The sequence below is a fragment of the Bacillus sp. CBEL-1 genome (assembly GCF_004348885.1).
In the GTDB taxonomy this organism is placed as follows: Bacteria; Bacillota; Bacilli; order Bacillales; family Bacillaceae_H; genus Priestia; species Priestia aryabhattai_A.
On sequence record NZ_SBIM01000013.1, the window covers coordinates 1,243,252 to 1,261,684 of the forward strand.

Genomic DNA, 18,433 nt, shown 5'->3' on the forward strand with positions numbered 1-18,433 from the left:
TTGTTACACCTCGCATTTTTGTATCGGTGAAACGATGGACGCTATATACGCTTGAAAATTCGCTATTCCTTCTGATCTTGTCTCCTCATTTAAAAGTACAGATTGAAGTTCCGCAATTTTGTGAACAATTGCACTACCAATTACAATACCATCCGTGTATTCTTTCAATATTTCAACTTGTTGGCTTGTTGAAATCCCAAATCCAACAGCAACTGGTATAGACGTCGCTGCTTTAACTTCTTGTAAAAATAAATCTAAGTCTTCAGGAAGTGTTTCTCGAACTCCAGTCACGCCAAGAGATGATACGCAGTATAAAAAACCTGTTGCATCTTTGGAGATTTTTTCAATACGCTCTTTAGATGTTGGAGCAACCATTGAAATATAAGCTACTTCGTTTCGCTCAGCAAGGGAACGAATCTCTGCACTTTCTTCATAAGGTAAATCAGGAATTAGTACACCATCAATTTCATTTTCTCGCACTAAAGCGAAAAAGGATTCTAAACCTAATTGTAACACAGGATTAAAATAGGTAAAGAGAATAATCGGAATTCCCACCCCTTTTTTTCTCATTTTTGGCACAAGTTTAATTGCTTTTAATATAGACATTCCCTGCGCAAGTGCACGGTTAGAAGCAGCTTGGATAATTGGTCCATCCGCTAAAGGATCGGAATAAGGAACGCCTAGCTCCAGTACAGAAGCTCCTTCTTTTTGCAAAGCTAAAGCTAACTCTACAGTGATATCTTCATGCGGATCTCCAGCTGTAATAAATGGAATAAATAGCGTATCATGCTTTGGTAATCTCTGTTTAAATGTGCTCATATTCGTTCTCCTTCCCTTCTAACAAATTAACAAGCGTGTGAACGTCTTTATCTCCTCGACCTGATAAACAAATCAAAATGCTTTCATCTTTTGTTTTGGTTTTCGCTATCTCAAACGCTTTAGCAAGGGCGTGTGCTGATTCAATTGCCGGAATAATCCCTTCTGTTTTTGAAAGTAGCTGAAGCGCTTCAATCGACTCGTCATCCGTTACACTTTCATATCTTACTCTCCCTATTGAAGATAAGTGAGAGTGTTCTGGTCCAATTCCAGGATAGTCAAGGCCTGCCGAAATCGAATAAGGCTCTGTAATTTGACCATTTTCATCTTGCAGTAAATACGTTAATGTACCGTGAATAACGCCTTTAGTTCCTTTTTCCATTTTGGCAGCGTGAAGCTGGGTATGAACACCTTTTCCTCCAGCTTCTACTCCTACAAGCTCTACCCCTTCATCCTTAATAAAGTCATAGAACATACCGATTGCATTGCTACCACCACCAACGCAAGCAATTACCGTATCAGGAAGCTTTCTTTCCACTTGCAGAAACTGCTGTTTCGCTTCCTCTCCAATAATCTTTTGAAAATCGCGAACCATTTTTGGATATGGATGAGGACCAATAGCAGATCCAATTAAATAAAAATGATCTTCACAGTGTTGAACCCAGTAACGAATTGCTTCATTCGTTGCATCCTTTAAGGTTTTTGTACCTGAAGTAGCTGGGATAACTTCTGCTCCTAATAGTTTCATGCGAAATACGTTTAACGCTTGACGTTCAATGTCTTCTTCTCCCATAAACACTTTACATTCCATTCCAAACTTAGCTGCCACCGTGGCTGTAGCTACACCGTGCTGACCAGCGCCTGTTTCAGCGATAATCTTCTTTTTCCCCATGCGCTTTGCTAGCAAAATTTGACCAATCGCATTGTTGATTTTATGAGCTCCCGTATGATTCAAGTCTTCACGTTTTAAGTAAACCTTCGCTCCACCGAGTGTATTTGTTAAATTATCTGCATAAGTTAGCGCTGTAGGTCTTCCTGAATAATTTTTAAGAAGAAATAAATACTCATCTTTAAAAGCTGGGTCCTGCATAGCTTCGTCTAGTGCTCTTTCCACTTCTTCCAATGGTTTCATTAACGTTTCTGGTACATATTTCCCGCCAAATTCTCCAAATCTACCAAATTCATCTGGATGATTGTATGTCATGTAAAATCTTCCTTTCAATACGCTTTATTTTTTGTTGATCTTTTTTACCTTCACTTTCAATTCCACTGGACAAATCGATACCATCTGGCTGATAGTACATTAAACTATCAATATTAGAGTCTGTGATTCCACCTGCAATAAAGCATTTCTTTTTATAAGAACGAGCCATATTTATATAGGTTGGTATAAAACTCCAGTCAAACGCAACCCCTGTTCCACCAAATTGTTCTTTCACTTTACTATCAATTACGTAGCCGTCAACAACGCTTTTATAACGCTCCATCGCTTGTAAAGTTTCTGGACCATGAGGTAAAGCTTTCCAAACTTCATAGCCAACATTTTTATAAAAAATAAGTTCTTCAGGTGATTCATTCCCGTGACATTGAATTACCTGTAAGTCTGCTGTCACCGCTGTTTCCAATACATGACTAGGAGCTTCATTCACAAACACGCCCACTTTTTTTATTTTAAAGTTTGATTGTTTCATAGCCTGAACTTTTTCTGGCGTAACGTACCGCTTACTTTTCGAATAAAAGATGAAGCCTACGTAATCAGCAAGTCCAGCCTCTGCTAATTGAAAATCTTCAATTGTTTGGATACCGCAGTATTTAATGTGCATGACTTGTTTCTCCAAATAGATTTTTAATTGCTGCTTGCTGATCATCTTGTTTCATTAATGATTCTCCAACTAGAACTGCTTTTGCACCAGCTTCTTTTACATAAATAAGATCTTTATATTCATAAATTCCGCTTTCACTAACGAATAAGCTATCTTTAGGAACAATTGAAGAAATGTCCTTCGTTTGTGTAATTGATGTCTTAAATGTACGTAAATTGCGATTGTTGACACCAATAATGCGAGGCGTGAATACGCGTAAAATTTGTTCTAACGTTTCAGCTTCATGAACCTCTACTAAACAATCAAGTCCCAACTCTCCCGCTTGTTCATATAACTCTTTTAAATGTACAGGGTCAAGGACTTCTCCAATTAATAAAATAGCATCTGCACCGATGCGAGCACTCTCCTCAACTTGAAGCTCATCGATTATAAAGTCTTTTCTCAAAACGGGAAGGTTTACGCTTTGCTTTATTTCAGTCAAATACGTGTGATGGCCCATAAAGTACTGCTCATCTGTTAAAACTGAAAGTGCATCTGCTCTTCCTTCTTCATACGCTTTAGCAATTGTAACAGGGTTAAAATTCCGTTGAATCAATCCTTTTGAAGGTGATGCTTTTTTCACTTCGGCAATCAGCGAAAGCATACGATTTGGATTTGCAAGAGCTTTTAAGAATGATACTTTCTTTACCTGAACGGGATCTGGTAACACCAGGTTTGCCACTTCTTGTTTTTTTGTTTCAATAATTTTGTTAAGCATGATTAACCACCTCTTCAGATTTTAAAAGCTGGAGCTGTTTGAATGCCTGACCGCTTTCAATGATTCGCATCGCTTCAACGACTCCTTGCCGGATTGTTTGAACAGCGCCGCTTACATATATTGCAGCCGCTGCGTTCACAGCAACCGCTGACTGTGCAGTTTTATTTTCACTGTTTTTAAAGATTGATTGAATAAGAGCTGCGCTTTCTTCCGCACCATTTACTATAAGGTCTTTCATAGTTCCTCTTTGGATACCTAGTGATTCAGGTGACAGTGTATATTCTATTATGCGTCCATCTTTAACTTCCACCACGTCTGTTTCAGTCGTTACGCTTATTTCGTCTAAACCATCTCGACCACAAACAAGCAGCACGTGTTTTGCTCTAAGCTGCACTAAAGCTTGCGCAAGCTTTCTTGCTAAATCTATTGAATACACTCCAATTACCTGTTTGCTGCAATTAGTAGGGTTAGCCAAAGGACCAAGGGCATTGAAAACTGTACGAAATCCTAATTCTCGGCGGGTTTGAGCAACATGTTTCATAGCAGGATGATAAAGAGGCGCGAATAGAAATGACATGTTAACACGTTCAAGCGCTTCCTCAACTTCAGTCTTCTCGCCTTGAATATCTACTCCTAATCTCTCTAGTACATCTGCACTTCCACTTTTTGATGAAACAGCACGATTGCCATGCTTTGCTACCTTTACACCAGCTGCTGATGCCACAATAGCACTGGCTGTAGAAATATTAAACGTTGACGCACCGTCTCCTCCCGTGCCACATGTATCAATGACGTTTTCATACTTGATAGAGATTGTGTTCATGTTATTTCTCATCCCTTTTACAAAGCCAACGATTTCCTCAACCGTTTCGCCTCGATAGGTTAACAAAGTAAGGATACTTGCAATTTGTGTAGGTGGAACTTGCCCATTCATAATGTCATTCATAAGCTCTTGTGCTTCTGCAGCTAATAATGTTTCACCGTTCAAGCATTTTGATAGCAGTTCTTTAAACATACACATTCTCCTTTTTGTCGTAGATGTCTTGAGCGATTTGAATCGTTTTAATTAAAGCACTTGCTTTGTTACGAGTTTCTTTCCATTCTAGTTCTGGCTTAGAGTCTGCTACAATCCCAGCACCCGCCTGTACATAAGCTACTTTATCTTTTAAGACAATTGTTCGAATGGCAATACACGAATCAATATTTCCATCAAACCCCATGTATGCAACGGTTCCTGCATAAACATTGCGCGCAACAGGTTCTATTTCATTTAAAATTTGCATGGCTCTCACCTTCGGTGCACCTGATACTGTCCCCGCTGGAAAAGCCGCTAACAAAGCATCAATTGGATGAACGCTTGGGCGAATGGTTCCTGTTACTTTAGAAATTAAGTGCATGACGTGTGAAAATTTAACTAATTCCATTAATACAGGTGTTTGTACGCTACCGTATTTAGCTACTCTTCCAATATCATTACGCGCTAAGTCGACTAACATATAGTGTTCAGCACGTTCTTTTTCGTCTTGAATTAAATCTTTGTACATATGCTGATCTTCTTGTTCGTTCCGTCCTCTGCGTCTTGTGCCAGCAATAGGGTGAATTTCTAATTCACCGTTTTCGATTCCAATAAGTTTTTCTGGAGAGCTTCCAATTAATTCCACACCGTCTACTTTGACATAAAATAAATAAGGAGATGGATTAACTAGCCGCAATACTCTGTAAATATCAAATCCAGAAGCTTTAGTCGGAACTTGAAAGCGTTGGGATAACACCGCCTGAAAAACGTCCCCGCTTTTGATATACTCTTTAATTTTATTAACGTCGTTCATAAACTGCTCTTTTTCATATGAAGAAGTTACACCTTTAAACGTTACGTCTTTTTGTTCTGAATTAAACACTAGCGGTAACTTATTTATTAAAGGATTTACTATCTTGTTAACATACGAATTGATATCTTCAACCGCAAGCTGATATTTCTTGTTTTTTTCTACATCTGTATCTCCTTCGTTAAGCTGAACATAGCGGAGAAAAACTAACTCTTTTGATTGATGATTGTATGCTAACAGCGTTTCGCAATACATAAAATGAAATGTTGGCATTTGTAAATCATTTTCTTTATTGACCGGTACCTTTTCAATTTGTGAAACCGCATCATAACTAATAAAACCAACTGCACCACCTTTAAAGGGAAGCGACAGATTGGGAAGCTTTACTTTAAACTTCTCATTCACTGTTTGAACAGCGTTCTTAAAGCTAGAAGCTGAAAACTGTTGTTGGAGATGACGGTCTTTAATGATATACTCACCGTTTTCTTCGGCAACATATAAAAAAGGATTTAATCCAATAAATGAATAGTTGGACCAAGGTGATGTATCATCGTTACTTTCAAGTAAGTAAACTGCTTCGTCCTGTACCCGCTGAAACAAATCAACCGGGGTTAGACTGTCAACATATAACGTCTTTGTAATAGGAATTGTTAAAAAGTGTGAAGAGTCTTCCAAAAAGGAAGCATACGTGTTTGTCATGTGATTCATTCCTCCATTTCAAATGGAGAATGAGAAATAGTGAGGTGTTTTTAGAAGTTATTATAAATAAACCCAAAGGCACATTAAAAAAAGCATGCCTTTGGGTAAACGAATGTCATATTTTAACTAAACTCAGCTCTTCTCAACTATCTCATTCTCGTCTACCCTAAACTCAACTAAACTACTTATTACTAGCTCTAAACTATCTACATTGTATTACGATTATCTAAAAATTGTCAACCATGAGACTGTTTTAATTGGAATTCTCTAGCTGCTGACTTAACAGTGTGAGAATAAGGTCATTTTCAACCTTTTGAACATAAGGTTGACCAACTTCTTCAAGTAAGACCATATATACGTCGCTTTGCTTAGACTTTTTATCAGCCTGCATTTTCTTTAACAAACGCTCTTTTTCTAGATGTGAAGGAATAGACGTTTGATAACCAAACTGTTTAAACCATGAGGCAATTTCAGATACCGGAAATTTCGTTTTCCCTAAAGCATTGCTCACATCCATAGCGAAAAGCATTCCGATTGCTACCGCTTCTCCATGGCTAATTTTCCCATACCCACATTCTGATTCAATGGCATGGCCTAATGTATGTCCGAAGTTTAAATGTGCTCGAACACCCGCTTCCATTTCGTCTTCTTTTACTATCGCTGCTTTGACAGAGATTCCTTTTTTAAGCGCGTAGATTAAAGCCTCTTCTCGTAAGTCACTTAACGTTTTAATCGTTGCTTTTAACCATTGATAGAACTCCACGTCATGAATTAACGCATGTTTAATAACTTCAGCAAAACCAGAACGCCATTCTTTTTCAGGTAGCGTATTTAATAAGTCAACATCATAAAAAACAGCTTCTGGTTGAAAGAACGCACCAATCATATTTTTGCCTAGCTCATGATTAATTGCTACCTTTCCACCAACTGCACTATCATGGGCAAGAAGGGTTGTTGGAACTTGAATAAATGAAATACCACGCATATAAGTTGCTGCAACAAAGCCAGCTAAGTCTCCAATTACGCCTCCTCCAAATGCAATGATAAGAGCATTACGATCCAGCTGCTTTTCTAAAGCAAACGTTTGACACGCATAGTAATGGTCAAAGGATTTTGCTTGTTCACCGCTAGGAAGTACGTATTTATAAACCGTTGAATAAGCAGCTAACGCTTCTATCATCTTATCTCCATAGCGTTCGTTTACCGCTTCATCTGTTAATACTAGAATTTGTGATGTGTTTGGCTTTACATCTTTGATCACTGATGGAAGTTCAGATAGAATATTTTCACCTAAATAAAGAGGGTATGTTTTAGACTTGGTTTCGATTTGAATTTGTTCCATTAAAATCCCCTCGCATATTTACGCATTTGATTGATGTTTTCAGATATTGTTTTGATTTGATCTTGACCAAACTGTTCCATAATGGCATCTGCTAATTCCCAAGCAACGACAGCTTCTGCTACGACGCTAGCCGCAGGAACCGCACAGCTATCTGAGCGTTCAATGCTCGCTTCAAACGGTTCTTTCGTTTCAATATCAACACTCTTCAATGGCTTATAAAGCGTCGGGATAGGCTTCATAACACCTCTAACAACAATTGGCATTCCAGTCGTCATTCCACCTTCAAAGCCACCTAAACGGTTTGTTCTTCTTGTATATCCACTTTGTTCATCCCACAAAATTTCATCATGAACTTCGCTACCGGGCTTTCGAGCAGCTTCAAAGCCAAGACCAAATTCAACCCCTTTAAACGCATTAATACTCATCACAGCCGCAGCAATTTTAGCATCTAATTTCCGGTCGTAGTGTACATAGCTACCAACACCAGCTGGCATACCTTCCACGATGACTTCAACAATTCCACCGATTGAATCTCCAGCTTTTTTTGCATCGTCGATTGCTTGCATCATATCTTTTTCAACAGCTGCATCAAAACACCTAACCGGTGACTGCTCTGTAACTTCCTTTAGTTGTTCAAGGGTTTCATAAGCTGGAGGATTAGCTTTAATTCCACCGATTTCACGAACATGTCCTGCCACCTTAATTCCAAACTGAGCTAAAATTTGCTTTGCCACTGCACCAGCCGCGACGCGAACTGTTGTTTCACGTGCTGAGGAACGCTCTAATACGTTTCTCATATCCCGATGCCCATATTTAATTGCTCCATTTAAATCTGCATGTCCAGGTCGTGGGCGTGAGATTTTTCGCTTCACGTCTTCGGCTTCTTCTTCGGAAATTGGCTCAATACCCATAATCTTCGTCCAATGCTTCCAATCGTTATTTTCAACAACAAGCGCAATAGGAGACCCTAGCGTATAGCCATGGCGAACACCACTCAAAATTTGCACTTGATCCTTCTCAATTTGCATACGGCGTCCTCGTCCATGCCCTTTTTGCCTACGCGCAAGCTCTGTATTTACGTCTTCTGCAGTTAAAGGTAGTCCTGCTGGAACACCTTCTAGAATTGTCGTCAATTGTGGACCATGCGACTCTCCTGCGGTTAAGTATCTCATCTTTCTACCTCCACGATTATGTATTTTTCAGGAAATCGTCTGAATTTTTATTTTTAAATATGACTATACCACACTCTATGTTACTTCACCACATAAAAAAAAGCGAACGCACTGTTTACTTTCTCTGTTATAGCTTGCGATAAAAAAACGTATCTGCTACTTCTAACCCATATTTCTGAGGTTGAAACACTTGCTCCGTGCTTCCTACAAAAAAGATACCTCCTCGTCTCAATGAATCTGAAAACTTTTGATAAAGCTGGTGCTTCGCCTCTTCCGTAAAATAAATAAGCACATTGCGACAAACAATTAAGTCAAACTGCTGTGAAAAAGGGTCCGCAAGTAAATTGTGTTTTTTAAAAGTAACGGTTTTTTTTATCTCATCGTTTACCTTGTAAAATGATCCTTGACTAGTAAAATATTTGTTTTTTATATGTACAGGCACTTCTTGTAGTGATTTTTCCGTATACAAGCCTATTTTAGCTTTTTCAATAACCGTTTGATCCAAATCTGTAGCTAGAATTTTAATTTTTGAAAGTGGATAGTAAGAAGATAACACCATCGCTAACGTGTACGGTTCCTCTCCGGTAGAACATGCCGCACTCCAGACTTTTAGGGTTTCGTTTTCTTTTGTTAACTGAGGTAAGATTGTTTCTTCTAATACTTCCCACCGCTTGCGGTTTCGATAAAATTCTGAGACATTGATGGTAACTCTATCTAAAAATTCAGTTAATAATTCTTCTTGATAATTTAGGGCTTGATAATAAGTTTGAAAGCTAGTGAAGCCTTTCTTTTCATATAAAGATACCAGTCTTCTTCTCATTTGTGCTTCTTTATATAACGCCAGGTCGATACCTGTTTTTAGCTTAATTTTGCGAACAAATTCTTCATATTCATTTGTCATAAATAAGACCCCTATCTATCACATTACATATTTCTTTTTATTTCATTATATCGGAATCTTGTTTATTGATGTTAAATTTCTCCATAGAAAAAAGCAAATGAATTAAATTCATTTGCTTTTTTCTATGGTAATTGTCTAATTGTCTGCTTAATAAAGCAAGCTATTTAACTGTTTGTTGTATGATACAACTTCCGATTCTGAAAAGAACAGCCCAATTTCACGTTGAGCACTCTCTGGAGAATCTGAACCATGAATAACATTCTTATCAACGATAAGCCCGTAGTCTCCTCGAATTGTACCTGGAAGCGCTTCTTGGGGATTTGTTTTCCCCATCATTTGACGTGCATTTGCAATGACATTTTCCCCTTCCCATACCATTGCAAATACTGGTCCTGATGTAATAAAGTCAACTAGTTCTTTAAAAAATGGTTTTTCACGATGTTCTCCGTAATGTGTTTCAGCCAAATCTTGCGATACGTGCATAAGCTTTGCACCAACTAATTGAAACCCCTTTTTTTCAAAGCGAGATACAATTTCTCCTACAATACTTCTTTGTACCCCGTCTGGTTTGACCATTAAAAATGTTTGTTGTATCATTTTCTCTCCACCCCTGAAGTTATGATATGTAAAGCAAATGAAAGCGTAATCACACTCAAGAAAATCTTACCACTCTTTAAGTTGTTTTACAACTTACCAAAAAGATTTTTTTAAAATTTTCTCTTACCAATATATTTAGCAATCTGATATAGCGCTTTGCGAGCTTTATTATCGGGTAACTCTTTTAAGATCATCATGGCCTTTTCAAGGTATCGCTCACTTACTTCAACAGAACGATCAATTACGTTAGAAGAAGTAATATACGTAATAATTTCGGAAATAAGCTCTGTTTGATCGTCGGCTACAAATAACTTCTCAACTTTAAGGCGGAAGTTTGGATCCTCTAGTGCGTAAAGAACAGGCAGTGTGATGTTCCCCTGTAACAAATCACTTCCTACCGGCTTACCCAGCTTTTCTTCCGAGGATGTAAAATCTAAAATATCATCAGTAATTTGAAACGACATTCCCACATAATAACCGAACAGAAATAGCTTTTTATGTATAGACTCAGGAGCACCAGCTGCGATTGCTCCAAGCTGGCAGCTTGCTGCAATTAACAACGCTGTTTTTCGCTTAATACGACGCAAGTACGTACGCAAGTCTTGGTTTAAATCGTATTTATCTTTGATTTGTTCAATCTCGCCTAGCGTTAATTCAACCATCGTATCGGATAAGATTTTATGAGCATCCACTTGTTCAATCTTAGTAATGGTTTCAAGCGCACGCGCAAAAATATAATCTCCTGTATACATAGCAATTCGATTATCCCACTTAGCTTTAATCGTTGGCTTGCCTCGCCTCATATCTGCATCATCAATTACATCGTCGTGAACTAAAGACGCCATATGTATCAGTTCAAGGGCTACTGCGACATGCTTAATCTGGTTAATATCATAAGAACCAAATTTGCCGGCTAATAAAACAAAGACAGGGCGAATTCTTTTTCCCCCTGCCTGTAAAAGGTGAAGAGATGCATTTGTAATTAATGCCTCTTTTGTTTCAATCCTTTGCTCTAATTCTTTTTCAATTAGTGCAATATCCGTGTTTAGAAAAGTATACATCATTTTTAATTTCATTGGACTCACCTAGCATTATAAATTCATTTCAATCGTTCGATGTTACACTACTTTACACATTAATATTTATTACAATTGTCTCTATACTCGTTTGTACCCTAAGTGCATTGCAGCTACTCCACCTGTATAGGTTTTGACTTCAATGTCTTGAAATCCTGCCTTTTTAAACATTTCAGCTAGTTCTTTAGGGCCTGGGAAATCACGTGCTGATTCCTGAAGCCATGAATACTCATCATAGCTTTTTGCAAACAGTTTCCCAAATGCAGGCATGATGTATTTAAAATAGAAAAGATAAGCTTGTCGATAACCTATCATGGTCGGCTGCGACGTCTCTAAGCATACTACTTTTCCACCTGGCTTTACTACTCGATACATCTCTTTTAAGGCAGTCATGTAGTCGGGAACGTTTCGAAGCCCAAATCCTATTGTGACATAATCAAATGAATTATCTTCAAACGGTAAACTCATTGCATTTCCATGTAACAATTCAATGTTTGAAAATGAGGATTGATTTACTTTTTCGTGCCCGATTTTCAGCATATTTTGACTAAAATCAAGTCCAACAGCTTTTCCTTTTGGTCCCACTGCTTCAGCCATAGCTAATGTCCAATCAGCAGTTCCGCAACACACATCAAGTGAAGCTGTCCCTGGCTGTACGTCCATTCGCTTCATCGTATCTTTTCTCCATGCTTTATGACGCTGAAAGCTAATTACTGAGTTCATTTGATCGTAGTTTTTATATATTTTTTCAAAAACTCCATGCACACGCTCTTCTTTTGATTGCTGCATACTATCCTTCTCCTACAACATTTTTAAGACGCTCTAAGCTGCCAATCATTTCGTATAAATGCTTCTTTAATGGCTCATTAATATCAATTGAACCCGCTGCTAAATATTGCTTTACTACAGCAATTGATGACTCACTTGAAGCATAGAGCGCTTCTTGAATTCTCGTGCTTTCCATTCCATTTTTTTTATAACTGTCTAACAAAATAGAAGGTTCATGCTGTTCCAGCTTCGTTAACTGAGTTGAAATAGCGTTTAAACGACAAGCGTGTTCTAAAAGCTCTTGCCACTCTGAACAATTAAAATAATCACATAAGGAACTAATAAGTGATGATTCAACCGTAAAGAAATTTGTCATCATATCCTGTAAGTCTTTTGTATGGTTATGATAGATGTGGATTTTAGCAATATTAATTTCTTTAATAGACGAAGCAATTACCTTAATTAAGTCGATTTGCCCCGTCTGTGCTAAATAATAATAATACAAACCGCTATAATAGTCGCCTGCTAATACGGTTAGCTGTCGCTCATGCAGTTGTTTTCCTTCGCTATCAACATTTTGAGTAGAGACTAAGTCGTGAGTATCTAGTGCAGTTTGCACAAGCATAACCGACAGCGCACAGCGACTCCACTTTTGCTGTTCAAGTGAAAGAGTCGTTAAAAACGAGCATACGTATAATAATTTATTTTCATCTACAGTTGGATGATGAATAAATTTTTGAACATATGGATGACTCAACTCAGCATGAATCTGTTCTTTCATGTCTGCAACCGTATCGTAGATGTTTTGCACATTCATCACCCTTGTCTCCCTTTCAGTCACTGCTTTTTCCAAAGTAAATTCGATAGTGTCAATTATACCATAACTATAGGTTAATTTAACCTGTAAAATCATAATCGACAGCTAGGTTATTGTTGGATTTTCTCGCACTTTTATTTTTTCCATTCTTTACATGGTGTTATTCACGTCACTTTAAGTGCTCGTGGATACCATAAAAATAAAAGCAGGAAACTCCTGCTTATTTTTTGCCGTCGGATTCAACCTCACCGTGAACTGTTTGGATAAGTGCTTTGCCTCTTATTTTAATTGCTGACGTATGCTCTGTGAATTGAGCAATCATCACTTCACCTTTATCTAGCTTTTCAGAATGATGAAATCGTGTATCCGCACCTCTTGTTAAACCTATAACATTTACACCATCTTCCACCGCTTTAATGACGATGTATTCTGGATTCGATTTTTGTGCCATAACTTTCCCTCCATATCTAGCCAATTACGACTTGATTAATGATAATACCTCTGCACGCGCTGCTTGGTCGTGTTCAAATACTCCTCGAACTGCTGATGTAACGGTCATAGCTCCTGGTTTGCGAACCCCTCGCATCGTCATGCACATATGTTCAGCTTCTACAATAACCATGACTCCATGAGGAGTTAGAGTTTCCACGATTGAATCAGCAACTGTAGAAGTAATTCTTTCTTGAAGCTGTGGACGCTTAGAGACAGCCTCCACTGCACGTGCAAGCTTACTTAATCCAGTTACGCGACCACCTTTTGGAATATATGCAACATGAACCTTTCCATAGAAAGGAACCAAGTGATGTTCACACATTGAATGAAAGTTGATGTCTTTTACTAAAACTAACTCTTCGTGCTCCTCGCCAAATATAGTTTTAAAATGTTCATTTGGATCTTCCTTCAATCCTGAAAAGACTTCTTCATACATTTTAGCTACGCGCTTTGGTGTATCCAATAGTCCTTCTCGATTTGGATCTTCTCCAATTGCTTCTAAAATTTGTCTTACCGCTTGTTCAATTTGCTCTTTATTTACAGCTGACATCCTGTAGCCTCCCATTCGTTGCATTACGACGTAGTTAAAAAAATTCTAGCATATGTATGTACTAAAGGCAAAAAAGAAAGGTCGCAAAATATGCGACCTTTCAAAGCTCTTGTATTGTGACTATAAAAATAGACATTTTATGTAAATATTATTTTACAGCGTCTTTAAGAGCTTTACCTGGTTTGAATGCAGGAACTTTGCTTGCAGCGATTTCAATCTCTTCACCCGTTTGAGGGTTACGACCTTTACGTGCAGCACGCTCACGTACTTCAAAGTTACCAAAACCAATTAGTTGAACTTTGTCACCATCTTTTAAAGCATCTAAGATTGTATCAAAAACAGCATCAACTGCTTTTGTAGCATCCTTTTTTGAAAGCTCACTCGCTTCTGCAACAGCATTGATTAATTCTGTCTTGTTCATGCCATTCACCTCCTCCCAAAAATCGGATCATATAAAAACTAAAATCCCATTACAAAAGGAATCTAGTAATCGACGATATCTCATTTGTTAACAAAATTAACGAATATTATACATAACCTATGTATCAACAAGCCTAATAATAAACGATTGTTATGAATAATTCAACGTTTTTCATTTTGTCTCGGAGACTTCCATACTAAAACTAGTATGTCCAATCGATTTCTTTTAAAAGATTAACATATCGCTAATAGCATAGCAAGCAGAAAATCGTCATATAGCAAAAAACAGAAACGTATGTTCTTTTTGTTATTTTTGACCCCTTATTGATTTAAGAGATATCTCCGTATTTTGGCTTTTAAACATAAGAAAAAGGCTCCTTATTAAAAGAGCCTGCAACCATCTATTATTAATCAATCTTATAAAATAATCGCAATTAAACCACCTGAACCTTCGTTGATAATACGTTCTAGCGTTTCTTTTAATTTATATCGTGCATTTTCCGGCATTAGTGAAAGTTTGCCTTGTATACCTTCTCTTACAATGGAGCTCAATGATCTACCAAAGATATCTGAATTCCAAATTGACAGTGGATCATCTTCAAAATCCTGCATCAAATAGCGAACCAGCTCTTCGCTTTGCTTTTCCGTACCGATAATTGGAGCAAATTCTGATTCTACATCCACTTTAATCATATGAATTGAAGGTGCAACGGCTTTTAAACGAACTCCAAAGCGAGATCCCTGACGAATAATCTCTGGCTCATCTAAGCTCATATCTGCTAAAGATGGTGCGGCAACCCCATAACCAGTTTGCTTCACCATTCGAAGCGCATCAGATACTTGATCATACTCCATTTTAGCATGCACAAAATCCTGCATAAGCTGTAATAGGTGGTCTCGCCCACGAATTTCAACACCAACAACCTCTTTTAAAATTTGATCATATAAGTCATCCGGAGCATATAAATCAATCTCTGCAATTCCCTGCCCCATTTCGATTCCTGCTAATCGAGCTTGCTCAATAAATTCGAATTCCGTAAACTGAGCCACTACCCGATCAACATCCCGTAACCTTTTAATATCTTTTACCGTTTCTTGAACTGCTTCTTGATAGCTTTCACGTAACCAATGTTTATCTTTTAGCACCATAACCCAGCTCGGTAAGTTAACATTAACTTCTAGCACTGGGAACTCGTATAGCGCTTCTCTTAGCACGTTTAGCACATCTGTATCACGCATGCTTTCCACGCTCATTGCTAACACTGGAATATCATATTTCTCGTTAAGACTTGCTCTTAGCTTCTCTGTATCTGGATGATAAGGCTGTACGGTATTAATAACCATGATAAAAGGCTTTCCTACTTCTTTTAATTCATTGATTACTCGCTCTTCCGCTTCTAGATAATCATGGCGTGGAATATCTCCAATTGTTCCATCCGTTGTAATAACAACACCGATTGTAGAATGCTCTTGAATTACTTTTCGAGTGCCAATTTCAGCGGCTTCATGAAACGGAATCGGCTCTTCATACCAAGGAGTATTAATCATTCTAGGACCATTCTCATCCTCATAACCTTTCGCACCTGGAACCGTATACCCTACACAGTCTACCAATCTTATGTTAACATCTAGCCCATCATCCACCTGTACGCTAACCGCTTGATTTGGAACGAATTTGGGCTCAGTTGTCATAATCGTTTTTCCTGCTGCACTTTGAGGCAGTTCATCTTGTGTTCGTGCTCGTTCTGCTTCATTTTCAATATGAGGTAATACCATCAGTTCCATAAATTTCTTTATAAAAGTTGACTTTCCTGTTCTTACTGCACCAACTACCCCTAAATATATATCGCCTCCTGTACGTTCGGCGATATCCTTAAACACATCTACCTTTTCCAAAAGATCCCCTCCGATCTATGAGTTCATAGGATATGACATCCATTGCGAGAGTAAATTAGGACACTATATAGTTATGACGTTGTCCTATTAAAATATGACTTTCGATAGAAAAATTTATAATTTTTTTCATGCACATGCTGACTCAATCACAAGTTAGGCTAAAATTTCTTAGAAGAAAGAGAAAACCCCTTCTCTCTGAATTTTATTCAGCGAGAAAGGGTTAATGACTCATTTTTCTAAAAATATTGGTTCATTTGTTTTTTCGTTAATGGTATACGGCAGTGAATAAGCTGGAACAAAAGGAGAATGCTCAACTAGAAGATTCCGAATATCTTCTCCTTCTTTATATGTATGTTTATGCTTTTGCAACGCTTCATATAAGTCTGATGAATAATCCACAAACAGCTCACCTTTCTCATTTAACACAAGTGGAAGTAATTGGCTGCTATAAGGACTTACAACGGTGGGTGGCTCTTTCATGTTTAATTTTTTATAGTCAATTGAAAAAACACCATCGGCAATTACCTCTTTAAATGGCGCATAACCGCTATGTTTTTGTCTGTATAGATTCAGGTGAATATTTACCTCTTTGATTTGTTCAGCCATTCGTAAATCTATTAATTTGACGGTTGGATTTTTTTCTACGTCCACCAGCATATATGAAAAAACGCCTCCGCTTTCAAACGCTGTACCAGGTGGCTCTTGCATATAGCGTGGGCTAAGTTTGTTAAATTCAATAGGGTACTTCTGATAAATAGGCGTATCGTTATCTCTTGTTTTGATTGGTAATAATCCTCCGCTATCTTTTTGAAAATCATCAACCGCTTGTTGCACAGCTGCAAGCTGATCTTTATAAGGCACCTGATTTTGAGATAGATTGGCCTCAGGGTACAAGCAAGCTGATAATAAGAATGTTGAGCTACAGAAAATTATAAATAGTAAGACTTTTCTCATTAAACTTCACCCTATCAGTTTTTGTTATGCTCCAGGTGTTGGGCCACTAAAGACAACAATCACCATAATAAATCCCGCAATAATCATCAATACGTAGGCAATGAAAGCGAGTACATATTTAAATATAACATTTTTAATTTTGTAACGACTTAAATAAATAGAAAACACGGAAATAAACATAAATGCAATTGAACCAAGTGAAATCCACATTTTTAATAACGCTGGCGACACCGCTCATCCACTCCCTTCTCGCTCTCATTATAGCATAGGAAGTCCATGTTTCGTGTAAAAAAAGGGAATTAAAGGATTCTATTAATTGACTCAAAATAAAAAGCCGAAATAAAGGGGGCACTTTATTTCGGCTACAACTAAATATTCCCATGAAGAGTTCCACTCATCTTTATTTACATGTTATTTTATGCAACTACAAGTGATTCCGCATCACCAATTTACTATTTTTTCTACATTTCTTTGCAAGTTAGTTCTTTCGTTCTCCTAAAATGTTCGCTAAATCTTCCATTTCATGAGTTTTTGTACGAGACATTAAAGAATCAACAGCTGCTTTTGCACTAACATCATTAAACAATACATCATATAGCGCTTGGGTAATTGGCATTTTAACACTGTACTTTTCAGCTAACTGATGGGCAGCTTTAGTTGTCCGAACACCTTCTACTACCATCCCCATACTATCTAGTACTTCTTCCAATTTGTGACCTTTACCTAGCATATTACCTGCACGCCAATTTCTTGAGTGCACGCTTGTACACGTTACGATTAGGTCACCGATTCCAGTCAATCCTGAAAATGTAAGTGGATTTGCACCCAATATGCTACCAAGTCGCGCAATTTCTGCTAATCCACGTGTCATAAGTGCGGCTTTAGCATTATCACCATATCCAAGGCCGTCAGTGATTCCAGCAGCTAATGCAATAATATTCTTCAACGCTCCACCAATTTCTACCCCTATTATATCTGGGTTTGTGTATACGCGAAAATATTGCTGATTATTAAACAAATCTTGTACTTTTTCTGCTGCTTTCATATTCTTAGAGGACGAAGTAACAGTAGTAGGCTGCCTTCTGCTTACTTCCTCTGCATGGCTTGGTCCAGATAAAACAACTACATCCTGTAATTTAGCAGGTTCCATTTCTTGTTCAATCATTTCAGAAATGCGAAGCAGCGTATCTGGTTCAATTCCTTTACTAACATGAACAATTGTTAACGGATTGGTCGCAACATCTCCAAGACTTTGTAACACTTCACGAATTGCTTTTGTTGGAACAGCTAAAATAATCGTTTCTACTCCAAGAATTGCTTCTTCTAATGATGTGTAGCCTCGCATAGTCATTGGAAGCTCTACGCCAGGAAGGTATTTTTTATTTTCATGCATTTCATTAATACCATTAATCGTTTCCTGGCGATGTCCCCATATACGTACATCATGACCGTTATCCGCTAATACAAAGCCCAAAGCTGTGCCCCAGCTTCCTGCACCTAATACCGCAATTTTCTCCATGTCATCTG

The 18,433-nt window shown here is 37.9% G+C and carries 20 protein-coding genes; all 20 read right to left on the minus strand.

Going from position 1 to position 18,433, the window contains the following annotated elements; all coding sequences use genetic code 11:
* Positions 1–3 precede the first annotated feature (3 nt).
* Positions 4–819: a tryptophan synthase subunit alpha gene (gene trpA, locus EPL02_RS16260; protein ID WP_131888233.1), complete on the minus strand. Its 816-nt coding sequence runs from the start codon at positions 817–819 to the stop codon at positions 4–6.
* On the minus strand, positions 806–2,020 hold the full coding sequence (trpB, locus tag EPL02_RS16265; RefSeq protein WP_131888234.1) for a tryptophan synthase subunit beta: 1,215 nt from the start codon (positions 2,018–2,020) through the stop codon (positions 806–808). Before trpB ends, trpA begins: the two co-directional genes overlap by 14 nt.
* Positions 1,998–2,639, minus strand: coding sequence for a phosphoribosylanthranilate isomerase (locus EPL02_RS16270; protein ID WP_131888235.1), 642 nt, complete (start codon positions 2,637–2,639; stop codon positions 1,998–2,000). Before EPL02_RS16270 ends, trpB begins: the two co-directional genes overlap by 23 nt.
* On the minus strand, positions 2,629–3,396 hold the full coding sequence (gene trpC, locus EPL02_RS16275) for an indole-3-glycerol phosphate synthase TrpC (RefSeq protein WP_131888236.1): 768 nt from the start codon (positions 3,394–3,396) through the stop codon (positions 2,629–2,631). Before trpC ends, EPL02_RS16270 begins: the two co-directional genes overlap by 11 nt.
* Complete coding sequence (gene trpD, locus EPL02_RS16280) at positions 3,389–4,411, minus strand: anthranilate phosphoribosyltransferase (RefSeq protein WP_131888237.1); 1,023 nt, start codon at positions 4,409–4,411, stop codon at positions 3,389–3,391. The genes trpC and trpD overlap by 8 nt, the downstream gene beginning before the upstream one ends.
* On the minus strand, positions 4,404–5,921 hold the full coding sequence (gene trpE / locus EPL02_RS16285; protein WP_131888238.1) for an anthranilate synthase component I: 1,518 nt from the start codon (positions 5,919–5,921) through the stop codon (positions 4,404–4,406). Before trpE ends, trpD begins: the two co-directional genes overlap by 8 nt.
* A 253-nt stretch (positions 5,922–6,174) precedes the next feature.
* Complete coding sequence (gene aroB, locus EPL02_RS16290; protein WP_094910647.1) at positions 6,175–7,263, minus strand: 3-dehydroquinate synthase; 1,089 nt, start codon at positions 7,261–7,263, stop codon at positions 6,175–6,177.
* Positions 7,263–8,435, minus strand: a complete 1,173-nt coding sequence (aroC, locus tag EPL02_RS16295) for a chorismate synthase (RefSeq protein ID WP_094910648.1) — start codon at positions 8,433–8,435, stop codon at positions 7,263–7,265. The genes aroB and aroC overlap by 1 nt, the downstream gene beginning before the upstream one ends.
* A 127-nt stretch (positions 8,436–8,562) precedes the next feature.
* Entirely contained in the window at positions 8,563–9,336 is a 774-nt protein-coding gene (locus tag EPL02_RS16300; protein WP_094910649.1) for a CheR family methyltransferase, read from the minus strand.
* 147 nt (positions 9,337–9,483) lie between these two features.
* Positions 9,484–9,933 (minus strand): nucleoside-diphosphate kinase, encoded by a 450-nt coding sequence (gene ndk / locus EPL02_RS16305; protein ID WP_094910650.1) that lies wholly within the window; start codon positions 9,931–9,933, stop codon positions 9,484–9,486.
* Positions 9,934–10,043: 110 nt separating this feature from the next.
* Entirely contained in the window at positions 10,044–11,009 is a 966-nt protein-coding gene (hepT, locus tag EPL02_RS16310) for a heptaprenyl diphosphate synthase component II (protein ID WP_094910651.1), read from the minus strand.
* Positions 11,010–11,090: 81 nt separating this feature from the next.
* Entirely contained in the window at positions 11,091–11,798 is a 708-nt protein-coding gene (locus EPL02_RS16315) for a demethylmenaquinone methyltransferase (protein WP_094910652.1), read from the minus strand.
* A gap of 1 nt (position 11,799) precedes the next feature.
* Positions 11,800–12,594 (minus strand): heptaprenyl diphosphate synthase component 1, encoded by a 795-nt coding sequence (locus tag EPL02_RS16320; protein WP_256993304.1) that lies wholly within the window; start codon positions 12,592–12,594, stop codon positions 11,800–11,802.
* 220 nt (positions 12,595–12,814) lie between these two features.
* Positions 12,815–13,045 carry a trp RNA-binding attenuation protein MtrB gene (mtrB, locus tag EPL02_RS16325; RefSeq protein WP_094910654.1) on the minus strand — a complete coding sequence of 77 codons (231 nt, stop codon included), beginning with the start codon at positions 13,043–13,045 and terminating at the stop codon, positions 12,815–12,817.
* A 24-nt stretch (positions 13,046–13,069) separates the two neighbouring features.
* Entirely contained in the window at positions 13,070–13,636 is a 567-nt protein-coding gene (gene folE / locus EPL02_RS16330) for a GTP cyclohydrolase I FolE (protein ID WP_094910655.1), read from the minus strand.
* Positions 13,637–13,784: 148 nt separating this feature from the next.
* On the minus strand, positions 13,785–14,057 hold the full coding sequence (hbs, locus tag EPL02_RS16335) for a non-specific DNA-binding protein Hbs (RefSeq protein WP_025908380.1): 273 nt from the start codon (positions 14,055–14,057) through the stop codon (positions 13,785–13,787).
* Between the two features lie 416 nt (positions 14,058–14,473).
* Positions 14,474–15,952, minus strand: coding sequence for a stage IV sporulation protein A (gene spoIVA, locus EPL02_RS16340; RefSeq protein WP_094910656.1), 1,479 nt, complete (start codon positions 15,950–15,952; stop codon positions 14,474–14,476).
* 228 nt (positions 15,953–16,180) lie between these two features.
* Positions 16,181–16,906 (minus strand): hypothetical protein, encoded by a 726-nt coding sequence (locus EPL02_RS16345; protein WP_094910657.1) that lies wholly within the window; start codon positions 16,904–16,906, stop codon positions 16,181–16,183.
* A gap of 24 nt (positions 16,907–16,930) precedes the next feature.
* Positions 16,931–17,137 (minus strand): DUF2768 domain-containing protein, encoded by a 207-nt coding sequence (locus tag EPL02_RS16350; RefSeq protein WP_094910658.1) that lies wholly within the window; start codon positions 17,135–17,137, stop codon positions 16,931–16,933.
* A 247-nt stretch (positions 17,138–17,384) separates the two neighbouring features.
* Positions 17,385–18,425 carry an NAD(P)H-dependent glycerol-3-phosphate dehydrogenase gene (locus EPL02_RS16355; RefSeq protein WP_094910659.1) on the minus strand — a complete coding sequence of 347 codons (1,041 nt, stop codon included), beginning with the start codon at positions 18,423–18,425 and terminating at the stop codon, positions 17,385–17,387.
* Between the last annotated feature and the right edge of the window lie 8 nt (positions 18,426–18,433).